13 protein-coding genes are annotated in these 15,462 nt (G+C 72.7%); 10 read left to right on the top strand and 3 right to left on the bottom strand.

The window, feature by feature from the left end:
* Positions 1 to 314: 314 nt before the first annotated feature.
* A complete protein-coding gene (locus ACWEKM_RS22165) occupies positions 315 to 1,427 on the bottom strand; it encodes a transaldolase family protein (protein WP_451622904.1) in 1,113 nt (370 codons plus the stop codon).
* A gap of 267 nt (positions 1,428 to 1,694) precedes the next feature.
* Between ACWEKM_RS22165 and asnB the strand changes: the two genes are divergently transcribed.
* From asnB to ACWEKM_RS22210, 9 genes are all read left to right on the top strand, one after another.
* Complete coding sequence (gene asnB, locus ACWEKM_RS22170; protein ID WP_451622905.1) at positions 1,695 to 3,548, top strand: asparagine synthase (glutamine-hydrolyzing); 1,854 nt, start codon at positions 1,695 to 1,697, stop codon at positions 3,546 to 3,548.
* A gap of 4 nt (positions 3,549 to 3,552) precedes the next feature.
* Positions 3,553 to 4,263, top strand: a complete 711-nt coding sequence (locus ACWEKM_RS22175) for a DsbA family oxidoreductase (protein WP_451622906.1) — start codon at positions 3,553 to 3,555, stop codon at positions 4,261 to 4,263.
* Positions 4,264 to 4,450: 187 nt separating this feature from the next.
* Positions 4,451 to 5,713 carry a multidrug effflux MFS transporter gene (locus ACWEKM_RS22180; RefSeq protein WP_451622907.1) on the top strand — a complete coding sequence of 421 codons (1,263 nt, stop codon included), beginning with the start codon at positions 4,451 to 4,453 and terminating at the stop codon, positions 5,711 to 5,713.
* Between the two features lie 208 nt (positions 5,714 to 5,921).
* Complete coding sequence (locus tag ACWEKM_RS22185) at positions 5,922 to 7,094, top strand: 3-deoxy-7-phosphoheptulonate synthase (RefSeq protein ID WP_451622908.1); 1,173 nt, start codon at positions 5,922 to 5,924, stop codon at positions 7,092 to 7,094.
* 55 nt (positions 7,095 to 7,149) lie between these two features.
* Positions 7,150 to 7,929 carry a 2,3-dihydro-2,3-dihydroxybenzoate dehydrogenase gene (locus ACWEKM_RS22190; RefSeq protein WP_451622944.1) on the top strand — a complete coding sequence of 260 codons (780 nt, stop codon included), beginning with the start codon at positions 7,150 to 7,152 and terminating at the stop codon, positions 7,927 to 7,929.
* A complete protein-coding gene (locus tag ACWEKM_RS22195) occupies positions 7,926 to 8,603 on the top strand; it encodes an isochorismatase family protein (RefSeq protein WP_451622909.1) in 678 nt (225 codons plus the stop codon). The genes ACWEKM_RS22190 and ACWEKM_RS22195 overlap by 4 nt, the downstream gene beginning before the upstream one ends.
* On the top strand, positions 8,600 to 10,492 hold the full coding sequence (locus ACWEKM_RS22200) for an anthranilate synthase family protein (protein WP_451622910.1): 1,893 nt from the start codon (positions 8,600 to 8,602) through the stop codon (positions 10,490 to 10,492). Before ACWEKM_RS22195 ends, ACWEKM_RS22200 begins: the two co-directional genes overlap by 4 nt.
* Positions 10,489 to 10,833 carry a YdhR family protein gene (locus ACWEKM_RS22205; protein WP_451622911.1) on the top strand — a complete coding sequence of 115 codons (345 nt, stop codon included), beginning with the start codon at positions 10,489 to 10,491 and terminating at the stop codon, positions 10,831 to 10,833. The genes ACWEKM_RS22200 and ACWEKM_RS22205 overlap by 4 nt, the downstream gene beginning before the upstream one ends.
* Positions 10,830 to 12,020, top strand: coding sequence for a 3-hydroxybenzoate 6-monooxygenase (locus ACWEKM_RS22210; protein WP_451622912.1), 1,191 nt, complete (start codon positions 10,830 to 10,832; stop codon positions 12,018 to 12,020). Before ACWEKM_RS22205 ends, ACWEKM_RS22210 begins: the two co-directional genes overlap by 4 nt.
* A 64-nt stretch (positions 12,021 to 12,084) precedes the next feature.
* Here the strand turns inward: ACWEKM_RS22210 and rfbB are convergent, their stop codons facing one another.
* Together rfbB and ACWEKM_RS22220 are read right to left on the bottom strand one after the other, a co-directional pair.
* The gene (gene rfbB / locus ACWEKM_RS22215; RefSeq protein ID WP_451622913.1) at positions 12,085 to 13,074 is read right to left on the bottom strand and encodes a dTDP-glucose 4,6-dehydratase; all 990 of its coding nucleotides are present in this window, start codon (positions 13,072 to 13,074) and stop codon (positions 12,085 to 12,087) included.
* Entirely contained in the window at positions 13,071 to 14,132 is a 1,062-nt protein-coding gene (locus ACWEKM_RS22220) for a glucose-1-phosphate thymidylyltransferase (protein WP_451622914.1), read from the bottom strand. The genes rfbB and ACWEKM_RS22220 overlap by 4 nt, the downstream gene beginning before the upstream one ends.
* Positions 14,133 to 14,294: 162 nt before the next feature.
* Here ACWEKM_RS22220 and ACWEKM_RS22225 point away from each other — a divergent pair, with 162 nt between their 5' ends.
* Positions 14,295 to 15,425 carry a nucleotide disphospho-sugar-binding domain-containing protein gene (locus ACWEKM_RS22225; protein ID WP_451622915.1) on the top strand — a complete coding sequence of 377 codons (1,131 nt, stop codon included), beginning with the start codon at positions 14,295 to 14,297 and terminating at the stop codon, positions 15,423 to 15,425.
* The last annotated feature ends 37 nt before the right edge of the window (positions 15,426 to 15,462 follow it).

Genomic DNA, 15,462 nt, shown 5'->3' on the forward strand with positions numbered 1-15,462 from the left:
GACGGACACGATCCGCTCGCCGTGGACGCGGCGCCCGCACGGGCTGCCGGCCCGGCCAACCTGTACGGCGGCGGTGGGCGCGATCCGCCGCGGGCCCTCGACGCCGGAGCGGCGGCACCGACACGTCCGCCACGATGACCAGACAGGCACGGGTGACGGCGGTCCTGCCCGAGACCGTATCCGCCCCGCGCTGCCTCGGTACCCACCTCAGCCCCGCTGACCGGGCGCCCCACACCCGACGGCAAGCGAGCAACGCGGACCCGTCGCCGGGCAGGCCCACCGCACACCAAGCCCGCCCCCAGGCAGGGTCCGGTTCAGGTGGGGTCCGGGTGTGGTTCGGTCGGGTCGGCCGGGTCGGTCTCGCGTGCCGGGGTTCGCCACAGGGCGCGCCGCTGCTCCTCCCGGCCGACCAGCCATGCCGTTTCCAGTTCCGTCGCCAACTCCTCGTACGAGAGGCCGAACGCGTACAGCGCCTCCAGGTCCTGGCGCGCGGTGATGTGACGGCCGGACAGGGCGTCGCCGATCAGGCTGGAGCCGGCGATGGTGGGGAGCCCGGGGCGGCTGAGGGCGTGCACCACTCCCCAGGCGATGAGGTGGTCGGCGTAGCGGACCGGGCCGACCGCCGCCAGATCCGTCCACACGAGGTGCGGCAGCCGGGCCCCGTGCGTGGCGAGCCGCTGCCAGCGCGGCGCGCTCATCGCCTGCTCGTGCAGGTGGTACACGACACGGGCGTGGGCGCGGGCCGCCTCGCCCGTCGGATAGCGGGCGGGGGCAAGACCCTGCTCGCGCAGTCGACGGTCCACCAGGCCGTCGATCGGGGCGATCGGCAGCGACACCGCCGAGCAGATACGGTGCAGCGCGCGGCCCGCTCGCCGCGCCTGCTCCAGGCCCGCGCACAACGCGGCGAAGACCTGCTCGTAGCGCGTTGCGCTGAACACCGGCGTGACGTCGACGCCGATGCCGTCGGCGACCAGGGCACTGACCGTCTCCAGACTGCCGTGCGTGCCGGGGATCTTCAGCAGCAGATTGGGGCGGTCGACGGCCCACCACAGGGCCCGCGCCTCCTGAGCCACGGAACGGCCGGGCGCGGTCGGCGGGAGATCGGCCGAGACCAGACCCGTCCGGCTGCGGCTCGCCTCGTACAGCGGGCGCAGCGCGTCGCAGGCCGCGCGGGCGGCGTCCGCCGACAGCCCGCGCCAGGCCCGAGCCGGGTCGGCCCCGCCCGCCCGGAGTTCGGCGAGGCGGGCGCAGCCGTCCCCCGCCAGGACATCGTCGACCGTCCAGGTCGCTCCTCCCAGGTCCCAGGCCGTCAGGAGGCTGGGCAGCTCGCCCTCCGGATCGGGGTGATGGAACCCCCGCAACCAGACGGAGACCCCCTCGGCGCGCAACCGCTTGAGGTGACGGCCGGTCGCGTCACCGGCGTTCATCGAGTGGCCCCTCTTCCCTTGCCTTCCACGCGAACACCGGGGAGCCGCCGCCTCGCATGGACGCTCCATACCTCTCGCGGATCATGAGGAGCCAGGTTAGGCGGGCCACGGCCGATCGGTGCAGGGGCGGCCCGCCACTTCGTCAGGTCCGCAGCCCACAGGCCCGTTCGCGGCGCGGGACCTGACGAGGTAACCGCGGTCCTGTGGTTCGGGGTCGGCGCCCCGCACATGCTGCCCACGGACCCTAGTGAAAGGAACCGATTGACGATGTGCGGTCTCGCGGGATGGGTGAGTCTGCGACGTGATCTGACCCGGCACACCGACATCGCGTCCGCCATGACGCGCACCTTGGAGTGCCGGGGCCCCGACGAACACGGGCTGTGGGCCTCGCCGCACGCGCTGCTCGGGCATCAACGCCTCAGCATCATCGACCTGGAGGGCGGCAAGCAGCCGATGACCGCCGCGCCGGGCACACCGGACGCGCCGGTCGTCACCTACACCGGTGAGATCTACAACTTCCGCGAGCTGCGGGGCGAGTTGGAACGCCTCGGGCACCGCTTCCGCACCGCCAGCGACACTGAGGTGCTGCTGCACTGCTACCTGGAGTGGGGCGAGGACTTCACTCAGCGGCTGAACGGCATGTACGCCTTCGCCCTGTGGGACCCGCGCACCGAGCGGCTCCTCCTGGTCCGCGACCGGATGGGCGTCAAGCCTCTCTACTACTTCCGCACCGACGACGGCATCCTCTTCGGCTCCGAGCCCAAGGCGATCCTCAGCCACCCGGAGGCCGAGGCGGTCGTGGACGCCGACGGGTTGCGTGAGATGTTCGGCATCGTCAAGACGCCCGGGCACGCGGTGTTCCGCGGCATGCGCGAAGTACGTCCGGCGACCGTCGTACGGTTCGACGAGAACGGGCTGAGCGAGCACGAGTACTGGCGGCTCACGGCACGCGAGCACACGGACGACCTGCCCACGACGATCGGCCGGGTGCGCGAACTGCTGGAGGACATCGTCGAACGGCAGCTCGTCGCCGATGTCACCGTCGGCACCCTGCTCTCCGGTGGTCTCGACTCCAGCGCCGTGACCGCGCTCGCCGCCCGTGCCCTGGCCGCCCAGGGCGAACGGCGGCCACTGCGCGCGTTCTCCGTCGACTTCACCGGGCACAGCGAGCGCTTCGAGGCCAACGTCCAGTGGGAGGACCCCGACACCCCGTTCGCGATCGAGGTGGCCCGGCACGTCGGCGCCGAGCATGTCGTCGTCGAACTCGACAGCGACGACGTGCTCGACCCCGACGTACGGGCCCGGGTGCTGCGCGCGCAGGACCTGCCGGTGTCCACCGGCGACATGGAGTACTCGCTGTATCTGCTGTGCCGTGCGCTCAGGGAGCGGATGACCGTGGCCCTGTCCGGGGAGGCGGCGGACGAACTGTTCGGCGGATACACCTGGTTCCACGACAGCGCCGCCGTCGACGCCGACACCTTCCCCTGGCACCACCCCTTCGAGCAGGCGGGCGGCATCGGTGCCCTGCGTGACGTCGGCATCTGGGACCGGCTCGGGCTGGGCGAGTACATCAAGCAGCGGTACGCCGAGGCCCTCGCCGAAGTCCCGCGGCTCGACGGCGAGCAGGGCCTGGAGGCCCGGATGCGGGAGGTCGGCTACCTCAACATCACCCGCTGGGAGAACTTCCTGCTCGACCGCAAGGACCGCATGAGCATGGCCGTCAGCCTGGAGGTGCGGGTCCCCTTCACCGACCACCGGCTCGTCGACTACGTCTTCAACGTCCCCTGGGCGATGAAGACCCACGACGGCCGCGAGAAGAGCCTGCTACGCTCCGCGATGCGCGGGATCCTCCCGGACTCCGTCCTGGACCGCAAGAAGAACCCCTACCCCTCGACCCAGGACGTGACCTACGAACTCGCCCTGCGCCGCATGGTGGAGGGCCTGATCACCGAGGGCTCCCCCGTGCTCCGGCTGGTCTCGGCCGACGCCGTCCGCAGACTCCTCGACCGGCCCGTCGGCGCCTATGCGATGGGCGGGCCGTGGAGCGCCCGTGCGGTACTGGAGCGGCTCCTGGAGTTCGACGCCTGGGTCACCCGGTACGGCGTGCGGGTGGAGCTGTGACGCCATGACCGTGCTCACCGTCTGGTCGGACATCGGCTGTCCCTGGGCCGGGCTGGCGCTGCACACCGTGCGGGCCGCCGCCCGGTCCCGAGGCCATGAGCTGCTGATCGACCACCGCGCCTTCCCGCTGGAACTGTTCAACGCCGAGCCGACGCCGCGGCACATCGTGGAACCGGAGGTCGTCGTCATCGGTGGCATGCGGCCCGAACTCGGCTGGCGCGTCTGGTCCGGCCGCGACGCCGCCTATCCGTCCAGCACACTGCCCGCGCTGGAGGCCGTCCAGGCGGCGAAGGATCCGGCGATCGGCGGGCTGCGCGGCTCGGACGCGCTGGACGCCGCGCTGCGGCACGCCTTCTACGCCGAGAGCCGCTGCATCAGCGTCATCCCGGTGATCCTCGACGTCGCGGCGCGATGTCCCGAGGTCGACGCGGACGCGCTGGCCGCCGCCCTGGCCCGTGGGTCCGGCCGCGTAGAGGTGTTCACGCAGTGGCGTGCCGCGCGGGACACCGGCGTGCGGGGCAGCCCGCACCTGTTCGGGCCGTACGGCTGGGCCGCGCACAACCCGGGCGTCGGGCTCACCTGGACCGGTGACCCGCAGAACGGCGGACTGCCCCGCCTGGAGTCGTTCGACGCTGGCTGGGCCGACACGTTCCTCGCCGACACCGAGGCGCAGGACGGCGTTATGGCGGGCGGCAAAGCCACCCTGGATCGCTGACCTGCGGATGTACAGCGCGGCAGACGAGTCGTGCTGTACCCGGGTTCTGTTCCCCGGGGTCCTCGCGGAGCCCGGGGTGACGTACCTCCCTCGTCCGCGTCTCCCCCATCTCCCGTACTTCCGTTATCTCCCGTACTTCCGTGAGCCCGGTGCCTCGGGCGCGCGGGCTCCCCCCTCGGAGCCTCGTATGCCCCTGTCACCGTCGTCGCCCCCGCGCCCGCCCCGTGCCGACCGACGGGCGCGGGCCTTGGGCGCGCTCACCGCGGTTCTCGCGCTGCTGTCGTTCGTCATGCCACTCGCCACCGACATGTATCTCCCCGCGTTTCCGCGGATGGCCGGCGATCTGGGCACCGATGCGTCCGGGGCGCAGCTCACGCTGACCGCCTTCATGGTGGGACTGGCCCTGGGACAGCTGGTGTTCGGGCCGTTGTCCGACCGGTTCGGCAGACGGCGGCCGATTCTGGTCGGCACCGGGGTGTGCGCCTGTGCCACCGCGCTGTGCGCCGTCGCGCCCACGCTGGAATGGATGATCGTGCTGCGCTGGCTGACCGGCGTCGGCGGCGCGGCCGGACTCGTCGTCGGGCGCGCGGTCGTCGCCGACCTCGTCCGGGGCGAGCAGGCGGCGCGGCTGTTCGGCATCCTGATGGCGCTGGGCGGTGTGGCCCCGGTCGTGGCGCCGCTCGCCGGCGGGGCCGTGGTCACCGCGACCGGGTGGCGTGCCGTGTTCTGGGTCCTCACGGCGGCCTCCCTGCTGACCTTCGCCGCCGCCTACGCGATCGTGCCGGAGAGCCTGCCACCCGGGCGGCGCACCCCCGTCGGGGTGGCCGCGGTGGCCCGGTCGGTGCGTTCCGTCCTGGCCAATCGCGCCTACCTGGGCTTCACCGGAGCCTTCGCCTTCGGCAGCGCCGCCCTGTTCTGCTACATCGCCGGTTCGCCGTTCCTGCTGCAGAACGTGCTCGGGCTGAGCGTCGGGCAGGCATCGGCGGCCTTCGCGGCGGGCGCCCTGACGGCCACCCTGTCCAGCGCCCTGAGCGCCCGCCTCGTCGGCCGTCTCAGCCCGTGGTCCCTGTTGCTGGCCGGGCTGGTCCTGCTGGCCGGTGCCGCGACGGCCGCGCTCGCCGTCACGGCACTCGGCCGGCTCGGCCTGATCGGGGCCTTCACCCTGCTGGGGCTCGCCTTCCTCGGACTCGGCCTCGTCTTCGCCAACGGCACGACGCTCGCCGTCGGCGCGGTGCCCCACGCGGCCGGCGCGGGCTCCGCCGTGCTCGGCACCGCGCAGAGCGCGCTCGGCGCGCTGGCCGCCCCGCTCATGGGGCTCGGCGGTGACCGCACCGCGCTGCCGATGTTCCTCGGGATGACCGTGTCCGCCGTACTCGCCCTGCTGTGCCTGGCGAGCGCGCGATCCCGTCCGGCACCCGCGCCACGGAGGGATTTCCTGGGGAATTCTTGATGTGATTCTGGAGACGTTCTATAGGAAATCCAAAGGATCGAGCGCGCCCCGAAAGGGAATTTCAGCAGAACGTCCGACGGCCCGTGAAGTGAGTCGATGACCCGCCTCTCTGCCCCGGCAGATGACTTGACGGAGTCCGGAGCCATTCCTTTCCGGTGCTATTTCGAGCCCCGGAGAATTCACGGCACCCGTCCAGAAGGAGGTTTCAGTGGACCACTATCTCGCGCTCCTGCGCCGACTGCCCGCCTCCCAGCAGCCGGAGTGGGAGGACGACGAAACACTGCACCAGGTACGGGACGATCTCGCGGCCCGGCCCGCGCTGGTGCGGGCGCGGGATGTCCACCGGCTGCGCTCCCTGCTGGCGCGGGCCGCCTCCGGAGCCGTCCAGGTCATCCAGGCGGGTGACTGCGCCGAGGACCCCGAGGAGTGCACCCGCGGCTACGTCGCGCGCAAGGCGGCGCTGCTCGACCTGCTCGCCGGCACCCTCAAATCGCTGTCCCACAAGCCGGTGCTGCGCGTCGGGAGGATCGCCGGCCAGTTCGCCAAGCCCCGCTCGCAGCCGACGGAGACGGTGGCCGGGCGCGTCCTCGCGGTCTACCGCGGGCATCTCGTCAACAGCCCCGAGCCGGACCCGCTGCTGCGCGCACCGGACCCGCGCCGACTGCTGACCGGTTACGACGCGGCGAGCGATGCGCTGCGCCACCTCGGCTGGCACCAGCCCACACCGGGCCATGACGTGGACGCCCCGATGTGGACCAGCCACGAGGCGCTCGTCCTCGACTACGAACTGCCCCTGCTGCGCGAGGACGACGACGGATCCCCGTACCTGGCGTCCACGCACTGGCCCTGGATCGGCGAGCGCACCCGGCAGGTGGACGGGGCGCACGTCGCCCTGCACTCCGCCGTCGTGAACCCGGTCGCCTGCAAGGTCGGCCCCGGCATCACGCCCGAGGAACTGCTCGCCCTGTGCGAGCGGCTCGACCCGCACCGCGACCCGGGCCGGCTGACGCTGATCGCCCGCATGGGCGCCGCCGCCGTGAGCACCCGGCTGCCCCGTCTGGTCCGTGCCGTCCGGCAGGCCGGCCACCCCGTCCTGTGGCTGTGCGACCCGATGCACGGCAACACCGTCACCGGCCCGGACGGGCTGAAGACCCGCTTCCTCGAAACGGTCGTCCACGAGGTGGAGGCGTTCTACGAGGCGGTGTACGAGGCCGGCGGCACCGCGACCGGGCTGCATCTGGAGACCACGCCCGACGATGTCGCCGAGTGCCTGTCCCGCGAGGCGCCCGAGGAACGGGACGCCGGCAAGTACACCAGCTTCTGCGACCCGCGCCTGAACCCCGCCCAGGCGATCGTCGTGGCCGCGGCCTGGCGCGGCTGACGGCATCAGACCCCAACGACCTGTCACTGGAGGCAAGTTGAACCAGAAAACGGAGCTGCCCCGGGCCACGGCCCTGGTCACCGGCGCGGCCGGCGGCATCGGCAGCGCGATCGTCCGGGCCCTCGGTGAGCACGGCGTCACCGTCGCCGCCGTGGACCGGGCCGCGGCCCGGCCCGACGTCCTCGCCGAGAAGGCCCGCGCCGACGGGCTCGACATCCACGCGTTCGCCGTCGACGTCACCGACGAACAGGCGGTCGAGGCGCTGCTCGACGACGTGGAGCGCCGGCTCGGCGGCGTCGGCAGCCTGGTGAACGCGGCCGGAGTCCTGAAGCCCGGCCGCGCCCACACGCTCAGTCAGGAGGACTGGGCCGGCACCTTCGCCGTCAACGCGACCGGTGTCTTCCTTGTCTCCCGCGCCGTGGTGCGCCGCATGCTCGCCGCGCACCGCCCAGGAGCCGTGGTCACGGTCGCGTCCAACGCCGCCGGAACGCCCCGCACGGACATGGCGGCGTACGCGGCGTCGAAGGCGGCCGCGACCATGTTCACCAAGTGCCTCGGCCTCGAAGTGGCCCGGCACGGCATCCGCTGCAACGTCGTCGCGCCCGGCTCCACCGACACCCCTATGCTCGCCTCGCTGTGGCGCGAGCCGTCCGGGCCCGCCGGCACCCTGGAGGGCGTCCCCGACGAGTACCGGGTGGGTATTCCCCTCGGCCGGATCGCCCGTCCCGGCGATGTCGCCGACGCCGTCGTCTACCTGCTCTCCGACCGGGCGCGGCACATCACCCTGCAGTCCCTCACCGTGGACGGCGGCGCCGCTCTGGGGGTGTCCGCATGACCTGGGCGCTGCCCGCCCCCGGCATCCCCGCGATCGCGGCCTATCCGCTGCCGGGCCCCGGCGACCTGCCCGCCAACACGGCGCGCTGGACGCCCGATCCGCGCCGCGCCGTGCTCCTCGTCCACGACATGCAGCGCTTCTTCCTGCGGCCCTTCCCGGAACCGGTGCGCACACCGCTGATCGCCAACGCCGCGCTGGTGCGGCGCGCCGCGGCCGACACCAGGATGCCCGTGGCCTACACGGCCCAGCCCGGCGGTATGACGCCGCGTCAGCGCGGTCTCCTCCAGGACTTCTGGGGGCCGGGCATGACCCCGTCCGCGGCGGACCGCGAGGTCGTCGACGACCTCGCGCCGTCCCGGGCCGACCACACCTTCACCAAGTGGCGCTACAGCGCCTTCGTCAACTCCCGGCTGTTGAGCTGGATGCGGCTGGAGCGGCGCGACCAGCTCGTCATCTGCGGCGTGTACGCCCATGTGGGCGTCCTGATGACGGCGTGCGAGGCGTTCTCGCACGACATCCAGCCGTTCGTCGTGGCCGACGCGGTCGCCGACTTCGGCGCGGAAGAGCACCGGATGGCCCTGCGGTACGCGGCCCGGCGTTGTGCCGTCGTCATCGGGGCCGAGCAGTTCGACGCCGAGGTGCGCGCGGCGCCGGGACGGGGGGCGCGGGGATGACCGACACCCTGCTGGACCGGGTGCTCGGCGGGACCGTCGCCGCCTACGCGCTGCTGTACCGGCCCGAGGCCACGGGGACCGGCGTCGTGGAGGTGCTGGCGGGTGACACCGTGCCGCTGGACGCCCTGGACGCCCTCGACGCCCTGTCGGCGCGGTCCGCCCTGCCCGGCCTTGCGCCCGGCGCGGACGGCGCCGTGGCGCGCCATGACGTCCTGGCCCTCGTGCCGTACCGGCAGCTCGCCGAACGCGGCTACGAGGCACCCGACGACGGCACCCCGCTCACCGCCCTCGTGGTGCGCGAGCAGGCCCGGGTGGCGCTCGCCGAGGTGCTCGCCCGCGTCCCCGCCGTCCCCGCCGCCTTGCGCGGTGGCCGCTTCGAACCCGACGACGAGACCTACGCGGCGACCGTGCGCCGCGTCGTGGCGGACGAGATCGGCACCGGCGAGGGCGCCAACTTCGTCCTGAAGCGTTCCTTCGTCGCCCAGGTCGAGGACCACGACGCGCACACCGCCGTCCGCTTCTTCCGCCGGCTGCTCGGCCAGGAGACCGGAGCGTACTGGACGTTCCTGGTGCACACCGGGGAACGCACGCTCGTGGGTGCCTCCCCGGAGCGGCACCTCAGCCTGGCCGCTGGGCGCGCGGTGATGAACCCGATCAGCGGCACCTACCGCTATCCGCCCACCGGTCCGGTCCTCGACGGGGTCATGGAGTTCCTACGGGACACCAAGGAGACCGACGAGCTGTACATGGTCGTCGACGAGGAACTGAAGATGATGGGCCGCATCTGCGAGGGCGGCGGCCGGGTCGTGGGACCGCGGCTGAAGGAGATGGCGCGGCTGGCCCACACCGAGTACTTCATCGAGGGCCGCTGTACCCGATCGATCCCCGACATCCTGCACGAGACCCTGTTCGCCCCGACGGTCACCGGCAGCCCGCTGGAGAACGCCGCACGGGTCATCGCGCGGTACGAACCGGGCGGGCGCGGCTACTACGCGGGGCTCGCCGCGCTCATCGGACGGGACGAGCGGGGCGCGCCGGCCCTCGACTCCGCCATCCTCATCCGCACCGCGGACCTGGACCGGGACGGCAGGGTCGAGATCGGGGTCGGCGCCACCCTGGTACGCCACTCCGATCCCGCCGCCGAGGTCGCAGAGACCCGGGCCAAGGCGGCCGGGCTGCTCGACGCGCTCGCCGGCCGCGGCGGCAGCCTCGCCGACCACCCCGAGGTACGTGCCGAACTCGCCCGCCGCAACGCCCGCATCGCCGGTTTCTGGCTGGCCTCCGGCGCGGACGACGCGCCGGCCGGTCTCGGCGGGCGGACCGCGCTGGTGGTGGACGCCGAGGACACCTTCACCGCCATGCTCGCCCACCAGCTCCGCGCGCTCGGTATGACGGTCACCGTCCGCCGCTACGACGAGCCCCACGTCCTCGATGCGCACGACCTCGTCGTCATGGGTCCGGGCCCGGGCGACCCCACGGACACCGGCCATCCGAAGATCGCGCGGCTGCGCGCGGGCATCGATGAACTCCTGGACCGCAGGCTGCCGTTCCTCGGGGTCTGCCTCAGCCACCAGGTGCTGGCCTCGCTCCTCGGGCTCGCGGTGCGCCGTCGGCCCCGCCCCAGCCAGGGCGAGCAGCGGTGGATCGACCTGTTCGGCCGGCGCGTCCGGGTCGGCTTCTACAACACCTTCGCCGCGCACGGCACCGACGACAAGGTGCACATCGGCGGCGTCGGCGCGGTGGAGGTCTGCCGGGACCCGGACAGCGGTGAGGTGCACGCGCTGCGCGGACCGGGCTTCGCGTCGCTGCAGTTCCACCCCGAGTCATTGCTCACCCAGAACGGCCCGCGCATCGTGGGCTCGCTGATCAAGGAGGTGCTCAGGTCGTGAAGGCCGTCGTCGCCTGGTGGGATCTCGCGCCGTCCGGACGCGACGCGGCGTCGCTGCGGGCGTTTCTGCGCGACGAGGCCGTCGCCCGGTTCGCCGAGGTCGCGGGCCTGCGGCTGAAGGTGTGGATGTCCGACGCGCCGACCGGTCGCTGGGGCGCGGTCTTCCTGTGGGAGTCCGCCGAGGCCGCGGCGCAGCACCTGCCGGCGCGCGCCGCCGAGATCATCGGCTACCCGCCCACGCAGGTGCATGTCTTCGATGTGGAGGCGGCCACCGAAGGGCGGCACGACACACCGGATCTCGCGGGGCTCGGCCTCGCCTATGCGCACAGGAGCCCGAAGTGATGGACCTCATCGTCGTGGGCGGCGGCATCGGAGGGCTCGCCGCCGCCCTGGCCGCGGCCCGTGCCGGATGCCGGGTCAGCGTGCTCGAACGCCAGGATGTCTTCGGCGAGTTGGGGGCCGGCATCCAGCTGGGCCCGAACGCCTTCCACGCCCTGGACCGGCTCGGCGTGGGCGACGCCGTCCGTGACCGTGCCGTGCGCATCGACGCCCTGCGGCTGATGGACGGCACCACGGACGAGACGGTCGCCGCCATGCCGCTGACCGGCGCGTACGTGGCCCGCTTCGGCAACCCGTACGCCGTCGTGCACCGCGCCGATCTGCACCGGCCGCTGCTGGCCGCCTGCCGGGACGCCGGGGTGGCCTTGCGGGTGGCGAGCGGCCTGGCGCGCTACGAACAGAACGCGGCGGAGGTCACCGCCGTCCTGGCCGGTGGGGAACGGGTCCGGGGCCACGCCCTGATCGGCGCCGACGGCATCCGCTCCACCGTGCGCGCCCAGCTCGTCGGCGACGGTGAGCCGCGCGTGTCGGGGCACACGATCTACCGGTCCGTCGTGCCGATGGACACGGTGCCCCGGGAGTTGCGCTGGAACGCCGTCACCCTGTGGGCGGGGCCGAAGTGGCACTTCGTGCACTATCCGATAGCCTCCGGCGAGTTCCTGAACCTCGCGGTCACCCGGGACGACGGGGCGCGCGAGGCGGTGGCCGGGGTGCCCGTGCCCAGGGAGCGGGTCCTCGGGGAGTTCCCCGGCCTCGGTGCCTTCGCCCGTCGGCTGCTGGAGCTGGGCCGTGACTGGCGCACCTGGGTGCTGTGCGACCGTGATCCCGTCGGGACCTGGACGCAGGGCTGCGTCGCCCTGCTCGGCGACGCCGCGCATCCCATGCTCCAATACGCCGCCCAGGGCGCGTGCCAGGCGTTGGAGGACGCGGTGGTGCTGGGCGGATTCCTCGACGGATCCGTGCCGGGCGACGTACCGCGGCGGCTGGAAAGGTACGCGGCCGCGCGCCGCGCGCGGACGGCCCGGGCGCAGCGGGTCGCGCGCCAGGTCGGGGAGCGGCTGTACCACCCCGCTGGCCGGGCCGCGGCCGAACGCAACGCGATGCTCGGGGCGTTGTCGGTGACCGACCTGTACGACGCCGTGCAGTGGCTGCACGGCGAGCGCGCCTTCACCGCCCCCGGCGTCGGCTGAGACCCGTCATATACGAAGGCCGCCCCGGTGCACGGGGCGGCCTTCGCGTCGCACGGGCCGGTCGTCACGCCGAGCCGGCCGCACCCTCCTTGAGCGGGCGCCACCAGTCCTCGTGGGTGCGGTACCACTCGACCGTCTCCCGCAGTCCCACATCGAAGGGCTTCAGCGGCCGGTAGCCCAGTTCCTCGCGGATCTTCGAGTCGTCGATCGCGTACCGCAGATCGTGGCCCTTGCGGTCCGCCACGGGCCGGATCCGGGAGGCGTCCGCGCCGCACAGGTCCAGGAGCCGCTCGGTGATCTCACGGTTCGTCAGGCCCGTGCCGCCGCCCACGTTGTATGTCTGGCCGGCCCGGCCCCGGGCGAGCACCAGATGCACGGCGCGGCAGTGGTCGTCCACGTGCAGCCACTCGCGCATCTGGCGGCCCGTCCCGTACAGCGGCACGGTCAGGCCGCTGATCAGGTTGGTGGTGAACAGCGGGATCAGCTTCTCGGGGTGCTGGCGCGGACCGTAGTTGTTGGAGCAGCGGCTGATCCGCACGTCCAGGCCGTGGGTGCGCCAGTAGGCGCGGGCCAGCAGGTCCGAGGACGCCTTGGACGCCGCGTAGGGGGAGTTGGGCAGCAGCGGCTCCGCCTCTTCCCAGGTGCCCGTCTCGATGGAGCCGTAGACCTCGTCGGTGGAGATGTGCACGAACGTCTCGACGCCCGAGTGCAGGGCGGTCTCCAGCAGCGTCTGGGTGCCGAGCACATTGGTCCGCACGAAAGCGCGCGGGCCGAGCAGTGAGCGGTCCACGTGCGACTCGGCCGCGAAGTGCACGACCTCGCGGTGGCCGGGCAGCAGCGCCCGCACCAGTTCCTCGTCGCAGATGTCGCCCTTGACCAGGGTCAACCGCGGGTGGTCCAGCGGCAGATTGGCGGTGTTTCCGGCGTAGGTGAGCAGATCGAGGACCGTCACCTCGGCGTTCTCGTATCCCTCGTAGCGGCCCGCCAGGAGGCGGCGCACGAAGTGCGAGCCGATGAACCCGGCGCCGCCGGTGACCAGGACGCGGTGGGTCACACGACCACCGCCCGGCAGTCGTCGCCGACCACGAGTTGATGCGCGCGGGTGCCGGGCGGCGAGGTGACCTTCGCGCCGCGGCCGATCAGCGAGGCGCGCACCGGCCGGACCCCGTCCAGCACGGCGCCGTCCAGCAGGATGGAGTCCTCGATGTCGGCGCCGTGCACGGTGCAGCCGGCGCCGAGCGCGGTGTGCGGGCCGATCCGGCTGTCCTGTACGACGGTGTCGGCGCCCACCACGAGCGGGCCGGTGAGCCGGGAGCGCACCACGGTGGCGCCGGGCTCGACGATCACGGCGCCGCCCAGCACGCTCTCCTCGTCGACCCGGCCGCGGATGTCGGACTCGACCCGGTCGAGCAGCACGCGGTTGCACTCCAGCAGGCCGTCGATCTTCCCGGTGTCCTGCCAGTATCCGGAGTACTCCACGGCCGTGACCGTGCGGCCCTCGGTGACCAGGTGCTGGATGGCGTCGGTGATCTCCAACTCGCCCCGCGCGCCGGGCGGGATGGCGCGCACCGCCGCGTGGACGAGGGGGGTGAAGAAGTACACGCCGATGACGGCGAGATCGCTGCGCGGGTGCCGTGGCTTCTCCACCAGGGCCCGCACGACCCGGTCCGGGCCGACCTCGGCGACGCCGTACTGCCGTGGGTCCAGCACCTTGGTGACCATGATCTGGGCGGCCGGGCGGCGGGCCGCGAAGGACTCCGCGGCCTCGCCGATGCCCTCGACGAGGACGTTGTCGCCGAGGTACATCACGAAGTCGTCGTCGCCCAGGAAGTTCTCGGCGATGGCCACGCAGTGCGCGAGGCCCAGCGGCGCCTGCTGCCGTATGTAGGTGATCCGCAGGCCGAGCCGTGCACCGTCGCCGACCGCGGTGGCGATCTCCTCGGCGTGGTCCCCGACGATGATGCCGACCTCACTCACGCCGATCGCGCGGATGTTCTCCAGGCAGTGCACCAGGACCGGTTTGTTGGCCACCGGGACCAACTGCTTGGCCATCGAGTGGGTAAGGGGGCGGAGCCGGGTCCCCATTCCACCCGACAGAACGAGTGCTTTCATTGCGACCTCTCACTCAATAGGTGGGGCAGCGCCGGGAATGACAATGCCGCAACGGTCTTGCGGTGCCCTTGAGAAGTCTTAGCGGTCTGCCAGGGGAAGCCGGCGAGCGTCCTCCAGAAATCTCCTGGGATTTCCCTAGCACGCATTCCTAGGGTGACGGCCATGCATATTCTGTTTCTGGCCGGGGGAAGCCCGGCGACGATTTTCGGCCTGGCGCCGCTCGCCACGGCCGCGCGGAACGCGGGACACCAGGTGTTCCTCGCCGCCACCGAGGAGATGATGCCGGTGGCGGCCGGCGCCGGGCTGCCGGGTGTTCCCGTCACCGGGCGCTCGATCCGTGACTTCATGACGACCGGCCGCGACGGCGAGGCCCTTCAGTGGCCCGAGGATCCGCAGGATCACATCCACTTCATCGGCCGCGGCTTCGGCCGGATGGCCGCCGACAGCCTGCCCGCGCTGATCGAGTTGGGCCGCGCCTGGAAGGCCGACCTCGTGGTCGGCGGCATGCTCTGCTTCGCCGCGCCGCTGGCCGCCAAGGCCCTCGGCATCCCCTATGTGCGGCAGGCGTGGGACACCGGCGAGCCACCGGAGGTGGACGGCGCCGCGGCAAGCGTCATGGAGCCCGAGCTGGCCGCACTGGGCCTGGACCGGCTGCCGGACCACGACCTGTACATCGACATCTGCCCGCCCAGCCTGCGTCCCCCGGACGCCCTGGACGCGCGGCCCATGCGGTACGTCCCCGGCAACGGACAGCGCGCCCTCAAACCGTGGATGTACGTCCCCGGCGACCGCCGCAGGATTCTGGTGACCGCCGGCAGCCGGGTCAGCCGCCATCAGTACTTCGACTATGTGCGCGAACTGGCGTCCAAGGTCAGCGCGTTGGCTACCGAACTGCTCATCGCCGTACCCGACGAGGTCGCGGACGAGCTGACCGAGGGGCTGCACCATGTGCGGGCCGGCTGGATGCCGCTGGACGTGGTCGCGCCCACCTGCGACCTGGTCGTCCACCACGCGGGCGGCGGTACGGCCCTGACGGCGATGAACGCGGGCGTGCCGCAGCTGCTCATCCCCAACATGCCCAAGCTGGTGCCGCCCTCGCGCCGCCTCGTCGACTTCGGGGCCGCGCTGATGGTGCCGGACGGCGAGGACTCACAGGACGCCGTGGTCGCCGCCTGCGAGAAGATCCTCGGCGACCCCTCCTACCGGGAACGCTCGCAGGCACTGGCCGCGGAGATCGCCGGTATGCCGCTGCCCGCGCAGCTCGTGGGCGCCCTGGAGGACCTCGCCGGCTGATCCGCGCGGACCACGGACACGGCCGCGGGGCGGCACC

Source organism: Streptomyces sp. NPDC004752 (assembly GCF_053601275.1).

Bases quoted from the DNA above. Each gene is read 5' to 3' on its own strand.
- ACWEKM_RS22165 (WP_451622904.1), bottom strand. From the start codon at position 1,427: ATGAACGCCGGTGACGCGACCGGCCGTCACCTCAAGCGGTTGCGCGCC.
- asnB (WP_451622905.1), top strand. From the start codon at position 1,695: ATGTGCGGTCTCGCGGGATGGGTGAGTCTGCGACGTGATCTGACCCGG.
- ACWEKM_RS22175 (WP_451622906.1), top strand. From the start codon at position 3,553: ATGACCGTGCTCACCGTCTGGTCGGACATCGGCTGTCCCTGGGCCGGG.
- ACWEKM_RS22180 (WP_451622907.1), top strand. From the start codon at position 4,451: ATGCCCCTGTCACCGTCGTCGCCCCCGCGCCCGCCCCGTGCCGACCGA.
- ACWEKM_RS22195 (WP_451622909.1), top strand. From the start codon at position 7,926: ATGACCTGGGCGCTGCCCGCCCCCGGCATCCCCGCGATCGCGGCCTAT.
- ACWEKM_RS22200 (WP_451622910.1), top strand. From the start codon at position 8,600: ATGACCGACACCCTGCTGGACCGGGTGCTCGGCGGGACCGTCGCCGCC.
- ACWEKM_RS22220 (WP_451622914.1), bottom strand. From the start codon at position 14,132: ATGAAAGCACTCGTTCTGTCGGGTGGAATGGGGACCCGGCTCCGCCCC.
- ACWEKM_RS22225 (WP_451622915.1), top strand. From the start codon at position 14,295: ATGCATATTCTGTTTCTGGCCGGGGGAAGCCCGGCGACGATTTTCGGC.